Source organism: Actinomyces sp. 432, assembly GCF_009930875.1.
GTDB lineage: Bacteria > Actinomycetota > Actinomycetes > Actinomycetales > Actinomycetaceae > Actinomyces.
In genome coordinates this window covers 1,140,020-1,156,763 of the sequence record NZ_CP025249.1, presented here as the reverse complement: position 1 = coordinate 1,156,763, position 16,744 = coordinate 1,140,020, and the positions used below count along the sequence as shown (strand labels likewise).

The 16,744-nt window shown below is 69.3% G+C and carries 10 protein-coding genes and 1 pseudogene; 5 read left to right on the top strand and 6 right to left on the bottom strand.

The features are described from left to right. Nucleotides 1–26 precede the first annotated feature (26 nt). The 4 genes from CWT12_RS04725 to gatC form a co-directional block, all read right to left on the bottom strand. Nucleotides 27–1,412, bottom strand: coding sequence for an NAD-dependent malic enzyme (locus CWT12_RS04725; RefSeq protein WP_161923899.1), 1,386 nt, complete (start codon nt 1,410–1,412; stop codon nt 27–29). Nucleotides 1,413–1,613: 201 nt separating this feature from the next. After that, nucleotides 1,614–3,110, bottom strand: coding sequence for an Asp-tRNA(Asn)/Glu-tRNA(Gln) amidotransferase subunit GatB (gatB, locus tag CWT12_RS04720; protein WP_161923898.1), 1,497 nt, complete (start codon nt 3,108–3,110; stop codon nt 1,614–1,616). A gap of 1 nt (nt 3,111) precedes the next feature. Next, complete coding sequence (gatA, locus tag CWT12_RS04715) at nt 3,112–4,635, bottom strand: Asp-tRNA(Asn)/Glu-tRNA(Gln) amidotransferase subunit GatA (RefSeq protein WP_161925300.1); 1,524 nt, start codon at nt 4,633–4,635, stop codon at nt 3,112–3,114. Nucleotides 4,636–4,694: 59 nt separating this feature from the next. Then, entirely contained in the window at nt 4,695–5,000 is a 306-nt protein-coding gene (gene gatC / locus CWT12_RS04710) for an Asp-tRNA(Asn)/Glu-tRNA(Gln) amidotransferase subunit GatC (RefSeq protein WP_161923897.1), read from the bottom strand. A 117-nt stretch (nt 5,001–5,117) separates the two neighbouring features. On the opposite strand from gatC, the pseudogene CWT12_RS14525 reads away from it, so the two are divergent. Further along, nucleotides 5,118–7,159, top strand: a pseudogene (locus CWT12_RS14525) (L,D-transpeptidase). Nucleotides 7,160–7,243: 84 nt separating this feature from the next. Here the strand turns inward: CWT12_RS14525 and ligA are convergent. Beyond that, nucleotides 7,244–9,667, bottom strand: a complete 2,424-nt coding sequence (ligA, locus tag CWT12_RS04700; RefSeq protein ID WP_161923896.1) for an NAD-dependent DNA ligase LigA — start codon at nt 9,665–9,667, stop codon at nt 7,244–7,246. 167 nt (nt 9,668–9,834) lie between these two features. Here ligA and CWT12_RS04695 point away from each other — a divergent pair, with 167 nt between their 5' ends. Both CWT12_RS04695 and CWT12_RS04690 read left to right on the top strand, forming a co-directional pair. Next, complete coding sequence (locus CWT12_RS04695; protein ID WP_161923895.1) at nt 9,835–13,146, top strand: FtsK/SpoIIIE domain-containing protein; 3,312 nt, start codon at nt 9,835–9,837, stop codon at nt 13,144–13,146. 279 nt (nt 13,147–13,425) lie between these two features. Then, a complete protein-coding gene (locus CWT12_RS04690; protein WP_008729815.1) occupies nt 13,426–13,674 on the top strand; it encodes a WhiB family transcriptional regulator in 249 nt (82 codons plus the stop codon). Nucleotides 13,675–13,900: 226 nt separating this feature from the next. On the opposite strand, the gene CWT12_RS04685 is transcribed toward CWT12_RS04690, so the two are convergent. Continuing rightward, nucleotides 13,901–15,358, bottom strand: coding sequence for a sensor histidine kinase (locus CWT12_RS04685; protein WP_161923894.1), 1,458 nt, complete (start codon nt 15,356–15,358; stop codon nt 13,901–13,903). A gap of 195 nt (nt 15,359–15,553) precedes the next feature. Here CWT12_RS04685 and CWT12_RS04680 point away from each other — a divergent pair, with 195 nt between their 5' ends. Together CWT12_RS04680 and CWT12_RS04675 are read left to right on the top strand one after the other, a co-directional pair. Continuing rightward, nucleotides 15,554–16,054 (top strand): DUF2505 domain-containing protein, encoded by a 501-nt coding sequence (locus CWT12_RS04680; protein ID WP_161923893.1) that lies wholly within the window; start codon nt 15,554–15,556, stop codon nt 16,052–16,054. 145 nt (nt 16,055–16,199) lie between these two features. Further along, a complete protein-coding gene (locus CWT12_RS04675) occupies nt 16,200–16,649 on the top strand; it encodes an OsmC family protein (RefSeq protein WP_161923892.1) in 450 nt (149 codons plus the stop codon). Nucleotides 16,650–16,744 lie beyond the last annotated feature (95 nt).

Sequence of the window (16,744 nt, the reverse complement as noted above, 5' to 3'; positions counted from 1 at the left end):
CACCTCATAGGGGCGAAGCGCGGTGCCTACACGGCTGCGAACTTGCGCACGGCCTTCGCAACCGCGGCGGCGACCCGCTTGTCGAACGCACCGGGGATGACATAGACGGGGCTCAACTCCTCGTCTGCAATCACATCGGCGATCCCGGTAGCCGCAGCGCGCAGCAGCTCCACGGAGATTTCGGTGATTCCGGTGTCCAGCAGCCCGCGGAACAGGCCCGGGAACGCCAGCACGTTGTTGATCTGGTTCGGGAAGTCACTGCGTCCGGTCGCGACCACCGCCGCGTAGTCGGCTGCTCCCACGGGATCCACTTCTGGCGTCGGATTCGCCATCGCGAAGACGATCGCGCCCTCATTCATCGCTGCGAGGTCCTTCGGCTCAAGCAGGTTCCCGCTAGAGACGCCGATGAACACGTCGGCACCCTTGAGTCCCTCCTTGAGGGGGCCGGACACGTGGCGCGGGTTGGTGTTCTCCGCCAGCCACTTGCGGTGCTCGTTCATACCCTCGGTGTGCTCGCTGTTGAGCGCGCCCGAGCGGCCATAGCCGACGATGTCGGTGGCGCCGTGAGCCATGAGCAGCTTGGCAATGGCGGAACCGGCCGCGCCCACCCCCGACAGGACAATACGCACGTCCTCAATGTTCTTGCCGACGACCTTGAGCGCGTTGATCAGCGCTGCGAGAGTGACGATGGCGGTACCGTGCTGGTCATCGTGGAAGACCGGGATGTCGAGTTCCTCGCGCAGGCGCGCCTCGATGTCGAAGCACTTGGGTGCGGCGATGTCCTCAAGGTTGATGCCGCCGTAGGCAGGGGCGATCGCCTTGACGATCTTGATGATCTCCTCGGGATCCTTGGTGTCCAGCGCAACCGGCCAGGCATCGACGTCGCCGAACTGCTTGAACAGCACGGCCTTGCCCTCCATAACCGGCATGGCTGCCTCGGGGCCGATGTCCCCCAGGCCGAGCACCGCGGTCCCGTCCGTGACGACCGCAACCGTGTTCTTCTTGATGGTTAGCTGACGCGCACGCTCGGGGTGGTCATGGATTGCCTTGCACACGCGGGCGACCCCGGGGGTGTACACCCGGGCCAGGTCCCGGCGGTTGTGAATGGGAGTACGGGGGGCAACCTCAACCTTTCCGCCCACGTGGGCAAGGAAGGTGGAGTCGCCGACATTGTGGACGATGACGCCGCTGAGTTTCTTAAGCGCGTCAACCAGCTCGGCCCGGTGCTTGGAATCGCGCGTGTCGGCAGTCAGGTCAACGATCAGTGTGTCTCCGTCGGTATCGGCGACGTCCACGCCGTTGACGATGGCCCCGGTCGCAGAGGCAGTGTCAACGAGCGTGGTGACGGCCTTCTGAGAGGCAGGGACCTCGAGGTGGAGAGCGACGGTGTAGCTGGGACTCGGCTGTGCCATGGGGGCGTGTTCCTCCGTTGTGGAAATCTTGGACAGACCAACGACGGTCGCCGGTCTTCAAAGCTGAATCTGCTGATCCGAGCCTATCCCCTCACGGCGAGCAAGGATCTGGCTGTCTCATGGTTGTGAACCATGAGACAGCCAGATCCCGTCATGCACCAGCGCGACCGCGAGTGCTGCGCCGCCCTCCGCGAGCAGCGTTCACGCGCCCACGCGCTCCATAACCAGCTCGCGCACTCGGCGCGCGTCAGCCTGGCCCTTAGTGGCCTTCATAACCGCACCGACGATGGCACCCGCCGCCTTGACCTTGCCGCCGCGAATCTTCTCGGCGACATCGGGGTTGGCGGCCAGGGCCTCGTCGACCGCAGCCAGCAGTGCGCCCTCATCGGAGACGACCTCGAGTCCGCGGGCCTCCACCACTGCCTCGGGATCGCCCTCACCCGCCAGCACGCCCTCCAGCACCTGACGCGCGAGCTTGTCCGTCAGCCGACCGGAGTCAACCAGATTCTGCAGCTGGGCCACCTGCGCGGGGGTGATGGGCAGGTCCTCCAGGGCGACCTCCTGCTCCTTGGCAGCTCGGGCCAACTCCCCCATCCACCACTTCCGCGCGGCCTGGCCGGTCGTGCCGGCCAGAGCCGTGGCCTCAATCAGCTCGAGCGCGCCCGCGTTGACGACGTCGCGCATCTCGTCGTCGGCCAGGTTCCACTCAGCCTTCAGACGGCGTCGCTTTGCCGCCGGCATCTCCGGCAGACCCGCCCGGATCTCCTCAACCCACTCACGACTGGGCGCGAGCGGTACCAGGTCGGGTTCGGGGAAATAGCGGTAGTCGTCGGCGTCGGACTTGATACGCCCGGCGCGGGTGGTGCCGTCGGCCTGCCCGTGCCGGGTCTCCTGCTGCACCGTACCGCCGGCGGCGAGGATCGCCGCCTGGCGGCTGATCTCGTAGCGCACGACGGCGTCAATTCCGCGGAAGGTGTTGACGTTCTTGGTCTCGGTGCGCGTGCCCATAGGCGAGTCAGGACTCTCACGCAAGGAGACGTTGACGTCCGCGCGCACATTGCCCCGCTCCATCCGGGCCTCGGACACGCCCAGCGCCCGGAAGATGTCCCGCAGCGTGCGCACATAGGTCGCGGCGACCTCCGGGGCCCTGGCGCCGGCGCCCTCGATCGGGCGGGTGACGATTTCCACCAGTGGCACCCCGGCACGGTTGTAGTCCACCAAGGAGTGGTCGGCACCCTCGATGCGGCCATCAGTACCGCCGATGTGGATGTTCTTGCCGGCGTCCTCCTCCATGTGAGCCCGCTCAATCGGCACCGTGAACACCGTGCCGTCCTCCAGCTCCACCGGGACGGCACCGTCGTAGGCGATCGGTTCGTCCGACTGGGAGGTCTGGAAGTCCTTGCACAGATCCGGGTAGAAGTAATTCTTCCGGGCGAAGCGGCAGGTCTCAGCGATCTCGCACCCCAGGGCCAGGCCGATCCGAATGGCGTACTCCACACCCTTGCCGTTGACCACCGGCAGTGAGCCCGGAAGACCAGCACTCGTCGGAGTCACCATGGTGTTCGGCTGCGCCCCGAAGACGTTGGGCGCGGCGTCGAACATCTTGGTGGCCGTTCCGAGCTCCACGTGCACCTCCAGGCCGATCACCGGGTCGTAGCGGCGCACGGCCTCCTCAAAGTCCATCAGTTCATCACTCACGTCACTTCACCTCCAGCTCGGGGGCCTGGGCAAGCAGGTGACCGCCCCACTTCTTCTCCAACATCTCCTCCAGCACCGCGCCGACTCGGTAGAGACGGTCATCGGCGCGCTGCGGCGCCAGGATCTGGAAACCGACAGGCAGCCCGTCATCGCTCAGCCCCGAGGGCAGGCTCATGGCCGGCACGCCGGCAAGATTGGCTGGAATGGTGGTCACGTCCAACTTGTACATGGCCAGTGGGTCGTCCTTCTCACCGAAGCGGTAGGCCGTGACCGGCGCCGTCGGGGACACGAGCACGTCCGCCTGCTGCCAGGCCGCGGTGAAGTCACGCTGCACCAGGGTACGAACCTTCTGGGCGGAGCCGTAGTACGCGTCGTAATAGCCGGCGGACAGCACGTGCGTGCCCAGGATTATGCGCCGCTTGACCTCATCGCCAAACCCGGCGCCGCGCGTGGCGGACATGACGGTCTCGGCAGTTACCGGGCCCTTGGTGGGCTCTACGCGCAGGCCGTAGCGCATGCCGTCATAACGGGCGAGGTTGGAGGACGCCTCCGCCGGCATGATCAGGTAGTAGGCGTCCAGTGCGTACTCCAGGTGGGGCAGGGAGACGGTCTCAACCACGGCGCCCGCCTCCTCCAGCAGGGCCAGGGCCTGGTGGAAAGAGTCGACTACGCCGGCGTGGTAGCCCTCGCCGCCGTCGAGCTCGGCGACGACGCCAACGCGTAGCCCGCTCAAATCAGCCCCTTCCCGGGCAGCGCGCACCACGTCTGCCATGCCGCGCGGAGCGTCCGGCAGCGACGTGGAATCGAGCGGGTCGTACGAGGCAATGACGTCGTGCAGGAGCGCAGCGTCGAGCACGGTGCGCGCCATGGGACCGGGCGTGTCCAGGGAGGAGGCCATGGCAATCACGCCGAAGCGCGAGACCGTGCCGTAGGTCGGCTTGACGCCTACGGTGCCGGTAACGGCGGCCGGCTGCCGGATGGAGCCACCCGTGTCGGTGCCGACGGCGACTGGAGCCTCGAAGGCGCCGACGGCGGCCGCAGAACCACCCGAGGAGCCGCCCGGGATGCGGCCCAGGTCCCAGGGATTGGCGGTACGGCCGAAGGCCGAGTACTCGGTGGAGCCACCCATGGCGAACTCGTCCAGGTTGGTCTTGCCCAGAATCGGGAGATGGGCCGCCCGCAGGTTCTTCACCAGGGTCGCGTCATAGGGCGGGACCCAGCCCTCCAGGATCTTAGAGGCGGCTGTGGTGACCTGGCCGCGGGTGACGATCAGGTCCTTTACGGCCACCGGCACACCGGTCAGCTCCGGCACGGTGCCGCCGGCCGCGGCGGCCTCCCGGCGGGCGGCGTCGGCAGCGTCTGCAGCAGCCAGCGCCTTGTCCGCATCAACGTCGAGGAAGCCTCCCACGGCACCGTCGACGGCGGCGATGCGATCAAGGTGCGCCTGAGTGAGCTCGCGGGAGGAGACCGCGCCTGCGGCCAGGGCGGCCGCCTGCTGCGCGGCCGTCTGCGTAATGGCATCCATCCGGTCGGCTGCGGTTTTGCTGCCCGTCGACGTCTGGGCGCTCGGGCGGGTTTCGTTGTTCACGAGGCGGAGTCCTCTCCGAGAATGCGGGGCACGAGGAAGGCTGAGTCCTCGGCGGCGGGGGCGCCGGCGAGGAGCTCACCGACGTCGAGCGTCGGGCCGGGAACGTCTTCCCGCATCACGTTGGTTAGCGGAACTGGATGCGAGGTGGCCGGCAGATCGGGTGTGACCACGCTCGTAACCCGGGCGAACGAGGAGGCAACTGCGTCCAGCTCGCCGGCCAGCCGCGTGACCTCCTCATCACTCAGGGCCACGCGCGCGAGCGCCGCGACGCGGATCACCTCATCCTTGGAAATGGCAGACATGCGCCCGAGTCTATCCACTCACCGTCCCACTGCCGAGCCGACACCGCGCCGCGCGCGCCCACCGTGGGACGCAGTCCCCGACGCCATGCCTCGAGCGCCAGCAGCCGTCGGGCTCGCATGTGGGAAGTCACAGGCACGCGGAGTCGGACAACATTGACATTCCCAGCGCAGGCCGGTGTCATTGACGCTGAAGGTTCCGCGGCTGGAGCGGATACCCAGAACAGGGCGGTCCGTCACTGCGGCAGGCTGCCGGCGAATAAGGATCCTATGCAAAGCGACAAGCTCCCCACCGGGCCGTTCCCGGAGGAGACGGACGAGTCCTCGGCACCGGCCGACGGACCCGTCGCCGATGGCGCTGCCTCCAACACGGTCCTGAAAAGCCCGTACGGCGAGACTCCTGCCACCGCACGAACCTCAAAAATGGCGGCCAACGGATCCGGACCGACAGCGGGCACACCCGCCGCCGCGCCCGCGGAGCCGCTCTCCCCACCCGTATCGGCGTCGGATACCGACACCGCGAATAGCGCCACGGCACAGTCTGCCGTTGCGCCGCCACCGGCCTCCATGCCGCCTTCAATCTCACCCAGTGCGGACACGCCCCAAGCCGCGACGCCGGCGGAGCCGGACACAGCGTTTACGACCGCCTCGCCCGCTTCGGCTCAGAGCGCCGCGACGGCTCACCCCTCCCCCGCATCCGCCGCCAGCGCAGAAGCGGCGGACACCACCCCCGCCAAACGCCTGTCCCGGCGCCGTCGGCGGGCACTGGCTGCCGTGGCCACGGCAGCCATACTGATGGGTGTGGGCGGGTACGCCTACGCCGAGCACTACGCGGACGTCGCGGTCCCGGGCACCACGGTGGCGGGCATCGATGTGGCCGGGATGAGCCGGCAGGAGATTGCCGACGTGGTCAGCACTAAGGCGGACGCCGCCACGGTTACTATCACCGGCGACGCCGAGGCCACCGCCACGCTCGCCGAGCTGGGAACCACGGTGGACGCTGATGCCACCGCGGATGCAGCCATGCAGCATGGAGCCGGCATCATCGACCGCTTCAGGGCCTTGCTGAACCACGCCGATATCGGTGTGGTCACCTCCAGCGACGACGCCGTGCTCGAGGACTACGCCGGCGGTCTTGTTCCCGACGACCACTCAAAGGCCAAGAACGCCTCTATCAAGCTGGACTCTGACTCGACCGCCTTCGAGGTCACCGCCGCAAGTGCAGGCCTGAGTGTTGATACAGGCACCCTGGCTGACGCCGCCGCCGCGGCCGCGGCCTCACTCAGCTCCAGCTCGGTGGACGTCACTTACGAGAACACCCAGCCGGCGGTCTCGGACGAGGACGCACAGGCGGTGGCGGATACCGCGAACGAGTGGATTTCCCAGGACGTCACCGTGGCCACCGCCTCCGGGGACACCTCCTACACCGCAGACGCCGCGACCAAGGCGTCCTGGATCTCGGTGACGGAGAGCCTTGATGCTGCTCCCACGCTGTCGATCGACAGCGGCAAGGTTGCGCAGTGGGTCGACGCCCAGGCGACCGAGGCGAACGTGACACCGGTGGTGGGACAACGGAACGTCAACTCCGCCGGCGAGGTCGTTGCCACCAGCGTTGAGGCGGTCGCCGGGCAGACGGTCAACAACGCGGAAGCCGTTGCCAAGGCGATCTCAAAGTCGCTGTCCAACGGCGAGGCCTACAGCGGCAGCTTCGAGATGACCACGAGCGACGAGCAGTGGGAGGAGCGGGCGATCGCCGACGGCGCCGAGAACCTGGTCTACCAGGCGGCCGACGGTGAGAAGTGGGTGGATATCAACCTGTCTGACAAGACAGTGACCGCCTACGAGGGTGCGACGGTTATGCGCGGGCCTGTCTCCGTGGTCGACGGCGCCGCCGCCACCCCGACCGTAACCGGCACCTACCACGTCTATCTGAAGTACGAGACGCAGACCATGCGCGGTCAGAACGCCGACGGGACGAACTACGAGACCGAGAATGTTCCCTGGATCGCCTACTTCTACCAGGGCTACGCCCTGCACGGCGCCCCTGGCGCTCCAGTTGGGGATTCTCCGGCTCGCACGGCTGCCTCAACATGCCGGTTTCGGAGGCTAAGTGGTTCTATGACTGGTCCGAGATCGGAACCACCGTGGTAAGCCACTACTGAGTCTAGCGACGCTGGGCGGCCCGGCGGACCGCCCAGGCACTCGGCCCACCCGGAGGGTGAAGACCCCGGGTGGGCCGATGCACGTCAGGAATCGGCTGCGAGCGCCTCGGGGCCACCAGCCAGCAGGGTCTCAAAGCCGGCCTCGTCCAACAGCGGCAGGCCCAGTTCGCGTGCCTTGGCCTCCTTAGAACCTGCGTTCTCGCCGACGACGACGTAACTCGTCCGCTTTGAGACGCTACCGGACGCCTTGCCACCGCGGGAGACAATGGCCTCCTTGGCACCATCCCGGGTAAAGCCCTGCAGCGTGCCAGTTACCACAATGGTCAGGCCGCCCAGCGTCTGGGGCACGGCCTCCCCCGGCGCGGTCTCATCAGCCATGCGCACCCCGGCGGCCGCCCAGCGGGACAGGATCTGCTGGTGCCAGTCAACCTCAAGCCAGTCCTTCCAAGCGGCGGCAATCGTTGGGCCAACCCCCTCCACCTGCGCCAGCTCCTCCACGCCGGCGGCCTGGAGCTGTTCGATGGAGCCGAAGCGGGCAGCCAGCGCACGGGCCGCCGTCGGGCCCACGTGTCGCACGGACAGGGCCACGAGGACTCGCCACAGGGGCTGACGCTTGGCCGCATCGAGCTGGGCAAGCATGGCCGTGGCGTGCTTCCCCGGCCGGGTCGGCTTCTTGACCTCGCCTTCCTTGGTGTAGGTCTGCTTGGACCAGAAGAAACGCAGTAGCCGCCAGTCGCCGGTAGGCAGCCCGCCACGGGTGACGGGCCGGTAGACAAACACCTCACGCAGATCGGCCGCCGTCAGCTCGAACAGCCCGGCCTCACCCGTGAGCGCCGGCTGCTGCTCGGACGCGCCAGCGGCGGACAGCAGTGCCTCGGCCGCCCCGACTCGCTCGGAGGGGTGGAGGGCCCCCAGCTCGGACGCCGACAAGTGCAGGCGGCCACGCTCGGTCTCGAGCAGGTGACCCGCCGCGAGCGCGGCCAGGACCTCTGCGCGTCCGGCGTCGGGCTGGGTCAGTGCCAGGGCGGCCTCGTCTCCCAGGCCCTCGATATCCAGGGCGCCGCGCGAGCCGATGTGGGCAATCCGTTCGGTCAGCTGCGCCGGGCAGGAGCGGGTATTGGGGCAGCGCAGGTCGATATCGCCCTCCTTGGCCGGGGCCAGTTCCGTTCCGCAGGAGGGGCAGTTGCGCGGCATGGTGAACTCCCGTTCGGAGCCGTCGCGCCGTTCAAGGACCGGTCCCACGATCTCCGGGATGACGTCTCCGGCTTTCCGTAGAACCACCATGTCACCGATCTTGACCGCCTTGCGGGCTACCTCGGTGGCGTTATGGAGGGTGGCCCGGGACACGCGAGAACCGGCCACCAGCACCGGCTCCATGATCCCGAAGGGGGTGACGCGGCCGGTACGGCCGACCTGGACGTCGATGTCCAGTAGGCGGGTGTGAACCTCCTCGGGCGGGTACTTATAGGCGGTGGCCCAGCGGGGGACACGGGATGTGTAGCCCAGCTCGTCCTGCAGCGGCTGGGAATCCAGCTTGAACACGATGCCGTCAATCTCATGCAGTAGGTCATGGCGGTGGTCGGCATAGCGCGCAATGTATGCCTCGCGCTCAGCTCGTCCGCGTACCACCTCGTTGTAGGGGGAGACCGGAAGCCCCCAGGATTCCAGCAGCTCATACCAGGCGTGCTGGGTAGTGGGCAGTTGCTGGCCGGGAGCCGGCGTTATGGCGCCAATCCCGTGGGCGATCATGGCCAGCGGCCGGGCGGCTGTGACGGCGGGGTTCTTCTGCCGCAGCGAGCCGGCAGCGGCGTTGCGCGGGTTGGCGAATACCTGCAGGCGGGGGCGGCCCTGTGCCTCCCGCTGGAGGTTCTCGGTACGACGGCGCTCATTGAACTCGTGGAAGGCGTCCACCGGGAAGTAAACCTCGCCGCGTACCTCCACCCGGGCCGGATGCGAGTCACCTGCCAGCACCAGTGGCACGGAGGCGATGGTACGCACGTTCCCAGTGACATCCTCCCCGACTACGCCGTCGCCCCGCGTGGCGGCGCGAGTCAGTACGCCGTGCTCATAGGTCAGGGCGACCGCCAGGCCGTCGATCTTCACCTCCGCGGTCATCGCCAGTTCGGCGTCGGGCACTCCGGTCTCCGCCGCCATGCGCTGCGCCCACTGCTCCACCTCTTCCAGGTCGAACACGTCCTGCAGGGAGTACATGCGCGCATAATGCGGCGCCGCTGCGAAGTCCGTGGTCGGCCGCCCGCCCACGGACTGGGTGGGCGAGCCCGACAGCTGAAGCGCTGGATAAGCCTTCTCCAGTGACTCCAGCTCGCGATACAGGGCATCGTACTCGGCATCGGACCAGGGACTCTGGGAGTCCACGGCGGCGTAGTAGGCATCGCGGGCGCGCTCGATGACCCTGACCAGTTCAGTCCAGCGGGCACGCACGGCGGCGGGCACCTTAACCAGATCGGCGGCCAGGGCGGCTGAAGTTGCGGGGCGGGCTTCGCTCATGGGCTCATCCTCCCCCACGTCCCTGACTGTTTCAGAACCGCCCGGCATCGCCTTACCGACCAAGGCTGATACGCGCCGCTATCCACAGGCGTCGTTGGCAGCAGCGCGGGCGCGGCCCATCCCCAGGCCCGCCCCGCAGTACCGGCCGCCTGGAGCAGGCTCAGCCCATGCACACCGATTCGCTCCTACCGCCCGCGCCACCGCTGGCCGGGACCGGTGCGTCCGCGCCCGGCCCAACGATGACCGACCCCGCCGCACCGGCCGCTTCCGCCGCCCGCGAGGCGCTGGCATCTGCCTGGCATCTGGCGGTGCTCGACGGTTGCGATGAGGGCCTCGTAGTCCCGTTGCCCGAGCGGGGCACCATCGGCCGTGACGGGGTGCTCACGGATCGGGCCATCTCCCGATCGCACCTACGAGTACGGCAAACCCACCGCGGTGTGCTGCTGTCGGATGCGGGTTCCGCTAACGGTGTGCGCGTGCGCAGGCGCTGGTGCTGGCGCAAGTTGGGATCACGGCCCCGGAAATGCCGCGCGGGAGCTCGGCTGCGCCTAGGTGAGACGCTGGTGGAGCTGCGTCCTCGTCCCGCGGACCTGCACCCGCCGCAGCCGCCCACACCGGCGCAAAGCCGGTGGATGCTCCTCGGTTCGGGGCTGGCCGCCGGGCTGCTGGTGACGCTAGTAGTTGTCACTATTCGCACCGGGAACCGCGGAGCGCTGGGAGCGCTGGCCATGGCGCCCATGGGGGTGATGCTGCTACTTCGGTTCGTGCCGATGCTTGGGAATCGGCGGGGCCGGACGGTATCCGGCACCGCGGGATGGCGCGGACGGCGCGCGCGCACTCCCGACCCCGCGGGCATGCTTCTGGCCGTTGCTGTGCGGCACGCCGGGGAGCGCGGGCCCCACCGGGCGCAGTCCTCCTCCAGGGAAGCGGATGAGGTCCGTGCCTGGACCGGCCGCCGACGGCGTCGGACGGTGTTACGGGTGGCCGCCGGCGACTCCGTCGCCCTGACCGGGCCGATGGCGGTAGCAGCCGTGCGTTGGTGGGGCGCGCAGGTGCTGGCGCGCGGAGTCGGGCAGGTGCAGGCGGACGCTACCGCTGTGCATGTCTCCTGGGGACCCGAGGGCAGGCGGTCGGAAGTCAGCGTGAGCGCCGCGGACTCGGGGATGCTGACGGGGGCGGCCGTAGCTGTCAGCGTGCTGCCGGTGCGCGGGCGGACCGTGGATCCCGGTGAGCGCTGGTGGTCGGTCCTCCTGGCTGCTGCGGGGATCCCGCTGCCCGGCACCGACGAGGCCGCCGGGCGGACCGCCGAGCTACCGGGAAGCGTGCGGATAGAGGAGGTGTGCACCGACCTGGATCGAGCGCTTCTGCGACGTCGCTGGCAGGCGGTGTCTGCAGGCCTGCCGGCCGTCCTGGGCGTGGGTTCCCGCGGGCCGGTATCCGTCGACTTGGTCCGGGATGGTCCCCACGCGCTGCTCGCGGGCACAACCGGTTCGGGCAAGTCGGAGCTGCTCATCTCCTGGCTGCTGCAGCTGGCGGCCTCCCGGCCACCGACGGCACTGACGCTGGTCCTGGTCGATTACAAGGGCGGGGCCGCCTTCGGCCCGCTGGCCCAGCTGCCGCACACGGCCGGGGTCCTGACCGACCTGGATCCGGCGGGCACCCGCCGCGCCCTGGAGTCACTCGAGGCCGAAGTGCGCCGCCGCGAGCGCCTGCTCGCCGACCACCGCGCCAAGGACATCTCCTACCTGGCTGCGGGAATCGCGCCCGCCAGGCTAGTGCTGGTGGTTGACGAGTTCGCCACCCTGGCAGCGGAGCACCCGGAGGTGCTCGACTCGCTGGTCAGGGTGGCCGCGCAGGGCCGCAGCCTCGGTATCCACCTGATTCTGTCAACGCAGCGTCCGGGCGGCGCCGTGTCCCCCACGATCCGCGCGAACACGAATCTGCGCGTGTGCCTGCGCGTGCTGGATCCGGCGGACTCCCGCGACGTACTGGGTCATGACGGCGCCGCGCACCTGCCCGCGCACCCGGGCCGAGTGCTTACGTCCACCGGGACGCAGGTGCAGGCGGGCGAGGTGCTGCAGGCGCCCTGGTGCGGCACAGAGCGCCATCTGGCGGCCCTGATCGAGGAGGTCGCCGCCGCGGCCGGCACGATCACCCCGTGGCGCCCCTGGGCACCACCACTGCCTGCGCGGGTGCGCCGTCGGCAGGCGCGGGCACTCGCCGCCGCCCGCGAGGCGCCCGCGCCCGCCCCGGGGACGCTGCCGGAGCAGGCGCAGGGCACTGCTGGCTCCGCGGACTGCATCCTGCTACTGACGGACCTGCCCGAGCAGCAGCGCCTGAGCACGTGGGTATGGTCTCCGGCAGAGCCGCTGCTGGTGCTGGGGGCAGCGGGATGCGGGCGCTCGACGGCCGTGTACTCGGCCGCGGTGGGGGCGCTCGCCCGCGGCGTGAATGTGCACGTGTGCGCACAGCCGCACTCCGCTCCGGCCGAGCTGGCGGGACGGGCCGGGGTGGGTACCGTCGTGGGAGGGGACGATCCCCGGCGCCTGGCACGTCTTTGGTCGTTGGCGGCCGCGGGATCGTTGCGCGGGGACCTGCTGGCCATTGACGACGTCGACGTCATGCTGGCGTCTGTGGACGAGGCGCTCGGACCGGGTGAAGGACTGGCGCTGCTCGAGTCAGTGGTGCGCGCGGCCGCCTCGACCGGGACCGGGGTGCTGGTGGCTGCGCCGCTGACGGTAGCCAATGCGCGTTGGACCGTACCGCTACGGCGGCGGCTGGTGCTCGGGGCCGTGCAGCCGACTCAGGCCTCCCTGGCGGGGTTGCCGCGTGGCGTCGTCACGGGTCGGGGGCCGGGGCGCGGCGTACTGCTCGACGGCGGCGAATCCACCGCATGTCAGGTGGTTCTGCCCGAGCCGGACGAGCACCGCGGCCCCGGCCCCGGTTTGCGCCGGCTGGAGGAAATCCCCATAACAGTGCCGTCCGCTCCGGGCGTTTGGGCGGTGGGCGGTGACAGCGCCGCCCCGGTGCCGCTGCCCGGTGGGTGTGTGCTCGTGGTTGGGCCTCCCGGATCCGGACGCAGTACCGCGGTTGCGGCGCTGGCCCGCTGTGCTCACGCCGCCGTCGGCGCGGATGCCTCCGCCCCGCTCGTCGCCGATGACCTGGACCTGAGTGACCCCGGGGTGCAGGCGCGCGTGGAGGCGGCGGTGAGCCAGGGGCGCTGTGTGATCGCCTCCGCGACCACGGAGCGCGCGGCCGGCACTTATCGGGGTCCGCTTGCCCTGCTGCGGGAACGAGGGGCCGTGCTGGTGCTGTGGCCGGGCCTGGGACCGGCCGCGCAGGCCGCGGGCAGGCAGCTGCGCGGCAGTATTGACCCGCGCGGCGCCACCGTGCCGGGACGCGGCGTGCTGGTGTGGCGCGGCGGCCTGACCCCGCTGCAGGTCGTGCGTGAGTCGGCCGCCCGGGTGGATGAGCAGTGAGCGCCCCATGCGCGCGCATTGGCACCGGGCTCCGCCAGCTGTTGGCCTGCCTGGCGCCAGGCCGAGGTTTCACCCCTGTAACCGTTGCAGTAACACCGCAGTTGACTGTGACCATCACGACAGGCCGTCGGCACAGCTCTCACCTACGGGGTCTTGCCCCGGCCCGGTGAGCGTGTGAAAGTTGGGGCAGGACGCGGTGGTCCAACGCCCGCCTCGGCGATTTCGGGACGGCACGTAACGCGCACCGCAGCAGCACTCATGTCCCCGAAGGGAGCCTCTATGGATTGGCGGAGCCAGGCAGCTTGTCTCACGGTCGACCCGGAACTGTTCTTCCCCGTCGGCAACACCGGCCCCGCGATCGCGCAGATCGCTGAGGCCAAGGAGGTGTGCGCCCGCTGCGAGGTCGTGGACACCTGCCTGAAGTGGGCTCTGGAGAACGGCCAGGACGCCGGAGTGTGGGGCGGTATGAGCGAGGATGAGCGCCGCTCGCTGAAGCGCCGCGCCGCTCGCGCCCGCAGGTCCTCCTGAGCGCCTTCGAGCGCCGCCCCTGGGCTGGATGCCCTGCGCTCCCCGATCTCCGCTCCGGGAAGCGAACTGAACAGGACTGACTAATTCGCACCGCCGCGCGCGTGACACCGCCTGATAGCAGCGGGTTCTCAGGCAGGTGCTCCACGGCCTGGGTGCGCGCCAGGTCCGGGGAGTGCCCGGGGCGCCACATGCGCACGAGCACAGACCAGGCGCACCGATCGCCCCGCTAGTCACTCAGCTGGGCATGCACTACTACGTCTGTGCCGCGCCCGCTGGGTGCGGGCCGCCAGTCAATCGAGCCGCACAGCTCGCCGCGCACGAGTGTGCTCACAATCCGCGTGCCCAGACCGGTCATCTCCGTGCCGGGCACCAGGCCCACTCCGTCGTCGATCACGTGGACGGTCAGTCGGCTGCCCTCGCGCTGTGCCCGAACTGTCACGGTGCCGTCGCGGTCCTCCAGGCCGTGCTCAACCGCGTTGGTCACCAGCTCCGCCAGTACGGTGGCGAGCGCCTGCGCGGAGTCGGCGTCGACAATGCCGAACTCCCCCTCCAACCGGGTGGACACGTGTCCGGTGGGGGTGGCGACGGCGGCAGCCGAGCGGAGCACTGAGGAGAAGACCTCGTCAAAGTCGACCTTCTCATCCACGTTCTGGCTGAGCGCCGCGTGCACGGTGGCGATCGTGCCCACCCGGCGCTCCGCCTCGGTCAGCGCGATGCGCGTCTCCTCATTGGTGGCACGGCGAGCCTGCATGCGCAGCAGGGCAGACACTGTCTGCAGGTTGTTCTTGACGCGGTGATGGATCTCGCGGATCGTCGCGTCCTTATTCATCAGCACCTGCTCCCGGCGACGGATCTCCGAGACGTCGCGCACCAGCAGCAGCGCTCCGGCTCTGGCCCCGTCCCGGCGCAGCGGGATGGAGCGCAGTGAGAGGAACACGCCCCCGACCTCCACCTCGGTCAGCCAGGCCTGCCGTCCCATCAGCACCACCGCCATGGTCTCATCCACGGGCGTGCGCTCGGGGATGATGCTGGTGACGGCCTCGGCGAGCTGGCATCCCTCGATGTCGCCCGCGACGCCGAGCCGGTGGAAGCAGGACTGCGCATTCGGTGAGGCGTAGGTGACCACCCCGTCGTCGTCGAGGCTGACCACGCCGTCACCCACCCGCGGTGTGCCATGGCGCATGCCGGTAGCGGCACCGTTGATGGGGAAAGCGCCCTGGGCGATCATCAGGCACAGGGCATCCGCCAGTACCTCGAGGGGCTTGTCCACGATGCGTCCGCCTCGTAGTACGCCGACGGCGGTCTCCCGGGTCATGACGGCGATGGCCCGGCCACTGTGCATAACCGGCACGTACTCCTCACGCACCGCCGATGAGCCGGTCCACTCGGGCGCCGCAGCCACCACGATCTGCCCGCTCGTCAACGCCTCGAGGGCCAGGACCTCGCGGGCGGCGGGCATGCGGCGCCCAATGACGTCCTCCAAGTGGACCGTGGCACCGGTGGCCGGACGCGAGTGTGCGGCGGCCACGAAGCGACCGGAATCGGTGTACACCCACAGCACCAGGTCTGACACGGACAAGTCGGCAACCACCTGCCAGTCCGCCATGAGCTGGTGCAACCAGTCCAGGTCTGTGGGAGGCAGACTGACGATGCCGCGGACCGAGGAGGGCAGAAGACTCGACACGCCCCGATGCTACCGGGATGCACGGCCCAATCGGCCACACGTCGTCCTTGCACCGGCTGCGCGGCGAACCCGCGTCCACGGCCTGGCCCCGGCCAGCCGTCCGCCCGGGGGCTCCTACCTGCCAGAACGTGGGCGTAGGCACAACGCGTAGTAGATGCACGCTAATCGTCAGCGATACATGGCAGGATCGTAGGCATGAAGAAGCGCGTCACCATCACCTACCCCGCCGATCCGGCACGCGTCGCCGCCATGCTGGCCGATCCCGCGTATCAGCGAGCTCGTTTCGAGCGCTTGCAGCTCAATGACATGAGCGTCGACGTCGCCGCCCGCGGGCGCGGATTCGTCGCCACCACCTCCGGCTCGGTGCCGCCCTCCCGCCTGCCTTCCGCAGCAGCGCGCTTCGTCCGCTCCGCCGTCTCCTTCGGACTGACCGAGTCCTGGACGGAACCCGCGGCAGACGGGTCTCGTACCGGCAGCCTGGAGGCCACCGTCAAGGGCGCCCCGGTAAAAGTCGGCGCAGCCATGTCCATGGGTTCGGGCGCGGACGGCGAGTCCACCAGTGTCGTGGTCGACCTGGACCTGTCCGTCTCGGTGCCCCTGGTCGGGCGCAGCGTAGAGGAGAAGGCGCTTGCCAGAGTCGGCAGAGTTGTGGCCGACGAGCAGCGGCGCGGCGCAGCCTGGCTCGCCAACGCGTGAACCTGCCGGGTGGTCCAGCCCGGCCCGCCGCTCACCTCGCCGCGGGCAGCCCACGGATATTCCACGAGCACGCCCGCGGATATTCCCGTTCCGCCAAACGCGCATGTCCTGGTCTTCCCGGTGAACCGCATGGCACCATCCAGCCATGAACAATCTCGATGACATCATCACCCCCACGCAGAGCAACTCGGTTTGGGCCGAGCGCACCGGCACCCGGCAGTACCTGGGCCACAATTCCCGCGGGGCCGAGGTCCGCGTGGGCATGGGCGAGGGCGAGTTCTCCCCCGGGGAGCTGATCAAAATCGCCCTGGGCGCCTGCAACACCCTGTCTGCGGATCACCGGCTCGCCAAGGCTCTCGGCGAGGACTTCGACGCCAACTTCATCGTGTCCACGCTGAAGAACGAGGAGGAGGAGCGCTACAGCGACTTTGATGTGCAGATCATCGCCGACTTCGCCTCGCTCAGCCCCGAGCAGCGGCAGACGCTGAATGAGCGAGTCGAGCGGGCCATCGAGCGCGGCTGCACGGTCGGTCACACGATCGAGCACGGGGCCGGCATTCGCCTGCACCTGCTTGACGACCCCGACGCGGCGTGAGCCGCGGCGGGGGCTTCCCGGCTTGATCGATCCCTCTTGCGTGGCGGGAGTACCCGCAATCCGCTCAAGTACCGATAGTGTGGGCGCGGCACGCC

Excerpts from the sequence above, each read along its gene's own strand:
- CWT12_RS04725 (WP_161923899.1), bottom strand. The coding sequence starts at position 1,412 with ATGGCACAGCCGAGTCCCAGCTACACCGTCGCTCTCCACCTCGAGGTC.
- gatA (WP_161925300.1), bottom strand. The coding sequence starts at position 4,635 with ATGGATGCCATTACGCAGACGGCCGCGCAGCAGGCGGCCGCCCTGGCC.
- gatC (WP_161923897.1), bottom strand. The coding sequence starts at position 5,000 with ATGTCTGCCATTTCCAAGGATGAGGTGATCCGCGTCGCGGCGCTCGCG.
- ligA (WP_161923896.1), bottom strand. The coding sequence starts at position 9,667 with ATGAGCGAAGCCCGCCCCGCAACTTCAGCCGCCCTGGCCGCCGATCTG.
- CWT12_RS04695 (WP_161923895.1), top strand. The coding sequence starts at position 9,835 with ATGCACACCGATTCGCTCCTACCGCCCGCGCCACCGCTGGCCGGGACC.
- CWT12_RS04690 (WP_008729815.1), top strand. The coding sequence starts at position 13,426 with ATGGATTGGCGGAGCCAGGCAGCTTGTCTCACGGTCGACCCGGAACTG.
- CWT12_RS04680 (WP_161923893.1), top strand. The coding sequence starts at position 15,554 with ATGAAGAAGCGCGTCACCATCACCTACCCCGCCGATCCGGCACGCGTC.
- CWT12_RS04675 (WP_161923892.1), top strand. The coding sequence starts at position 16,200 with ATGAACAATCTCGATGACATCATCACCCCCACGCAGAGCAACTCGGTT.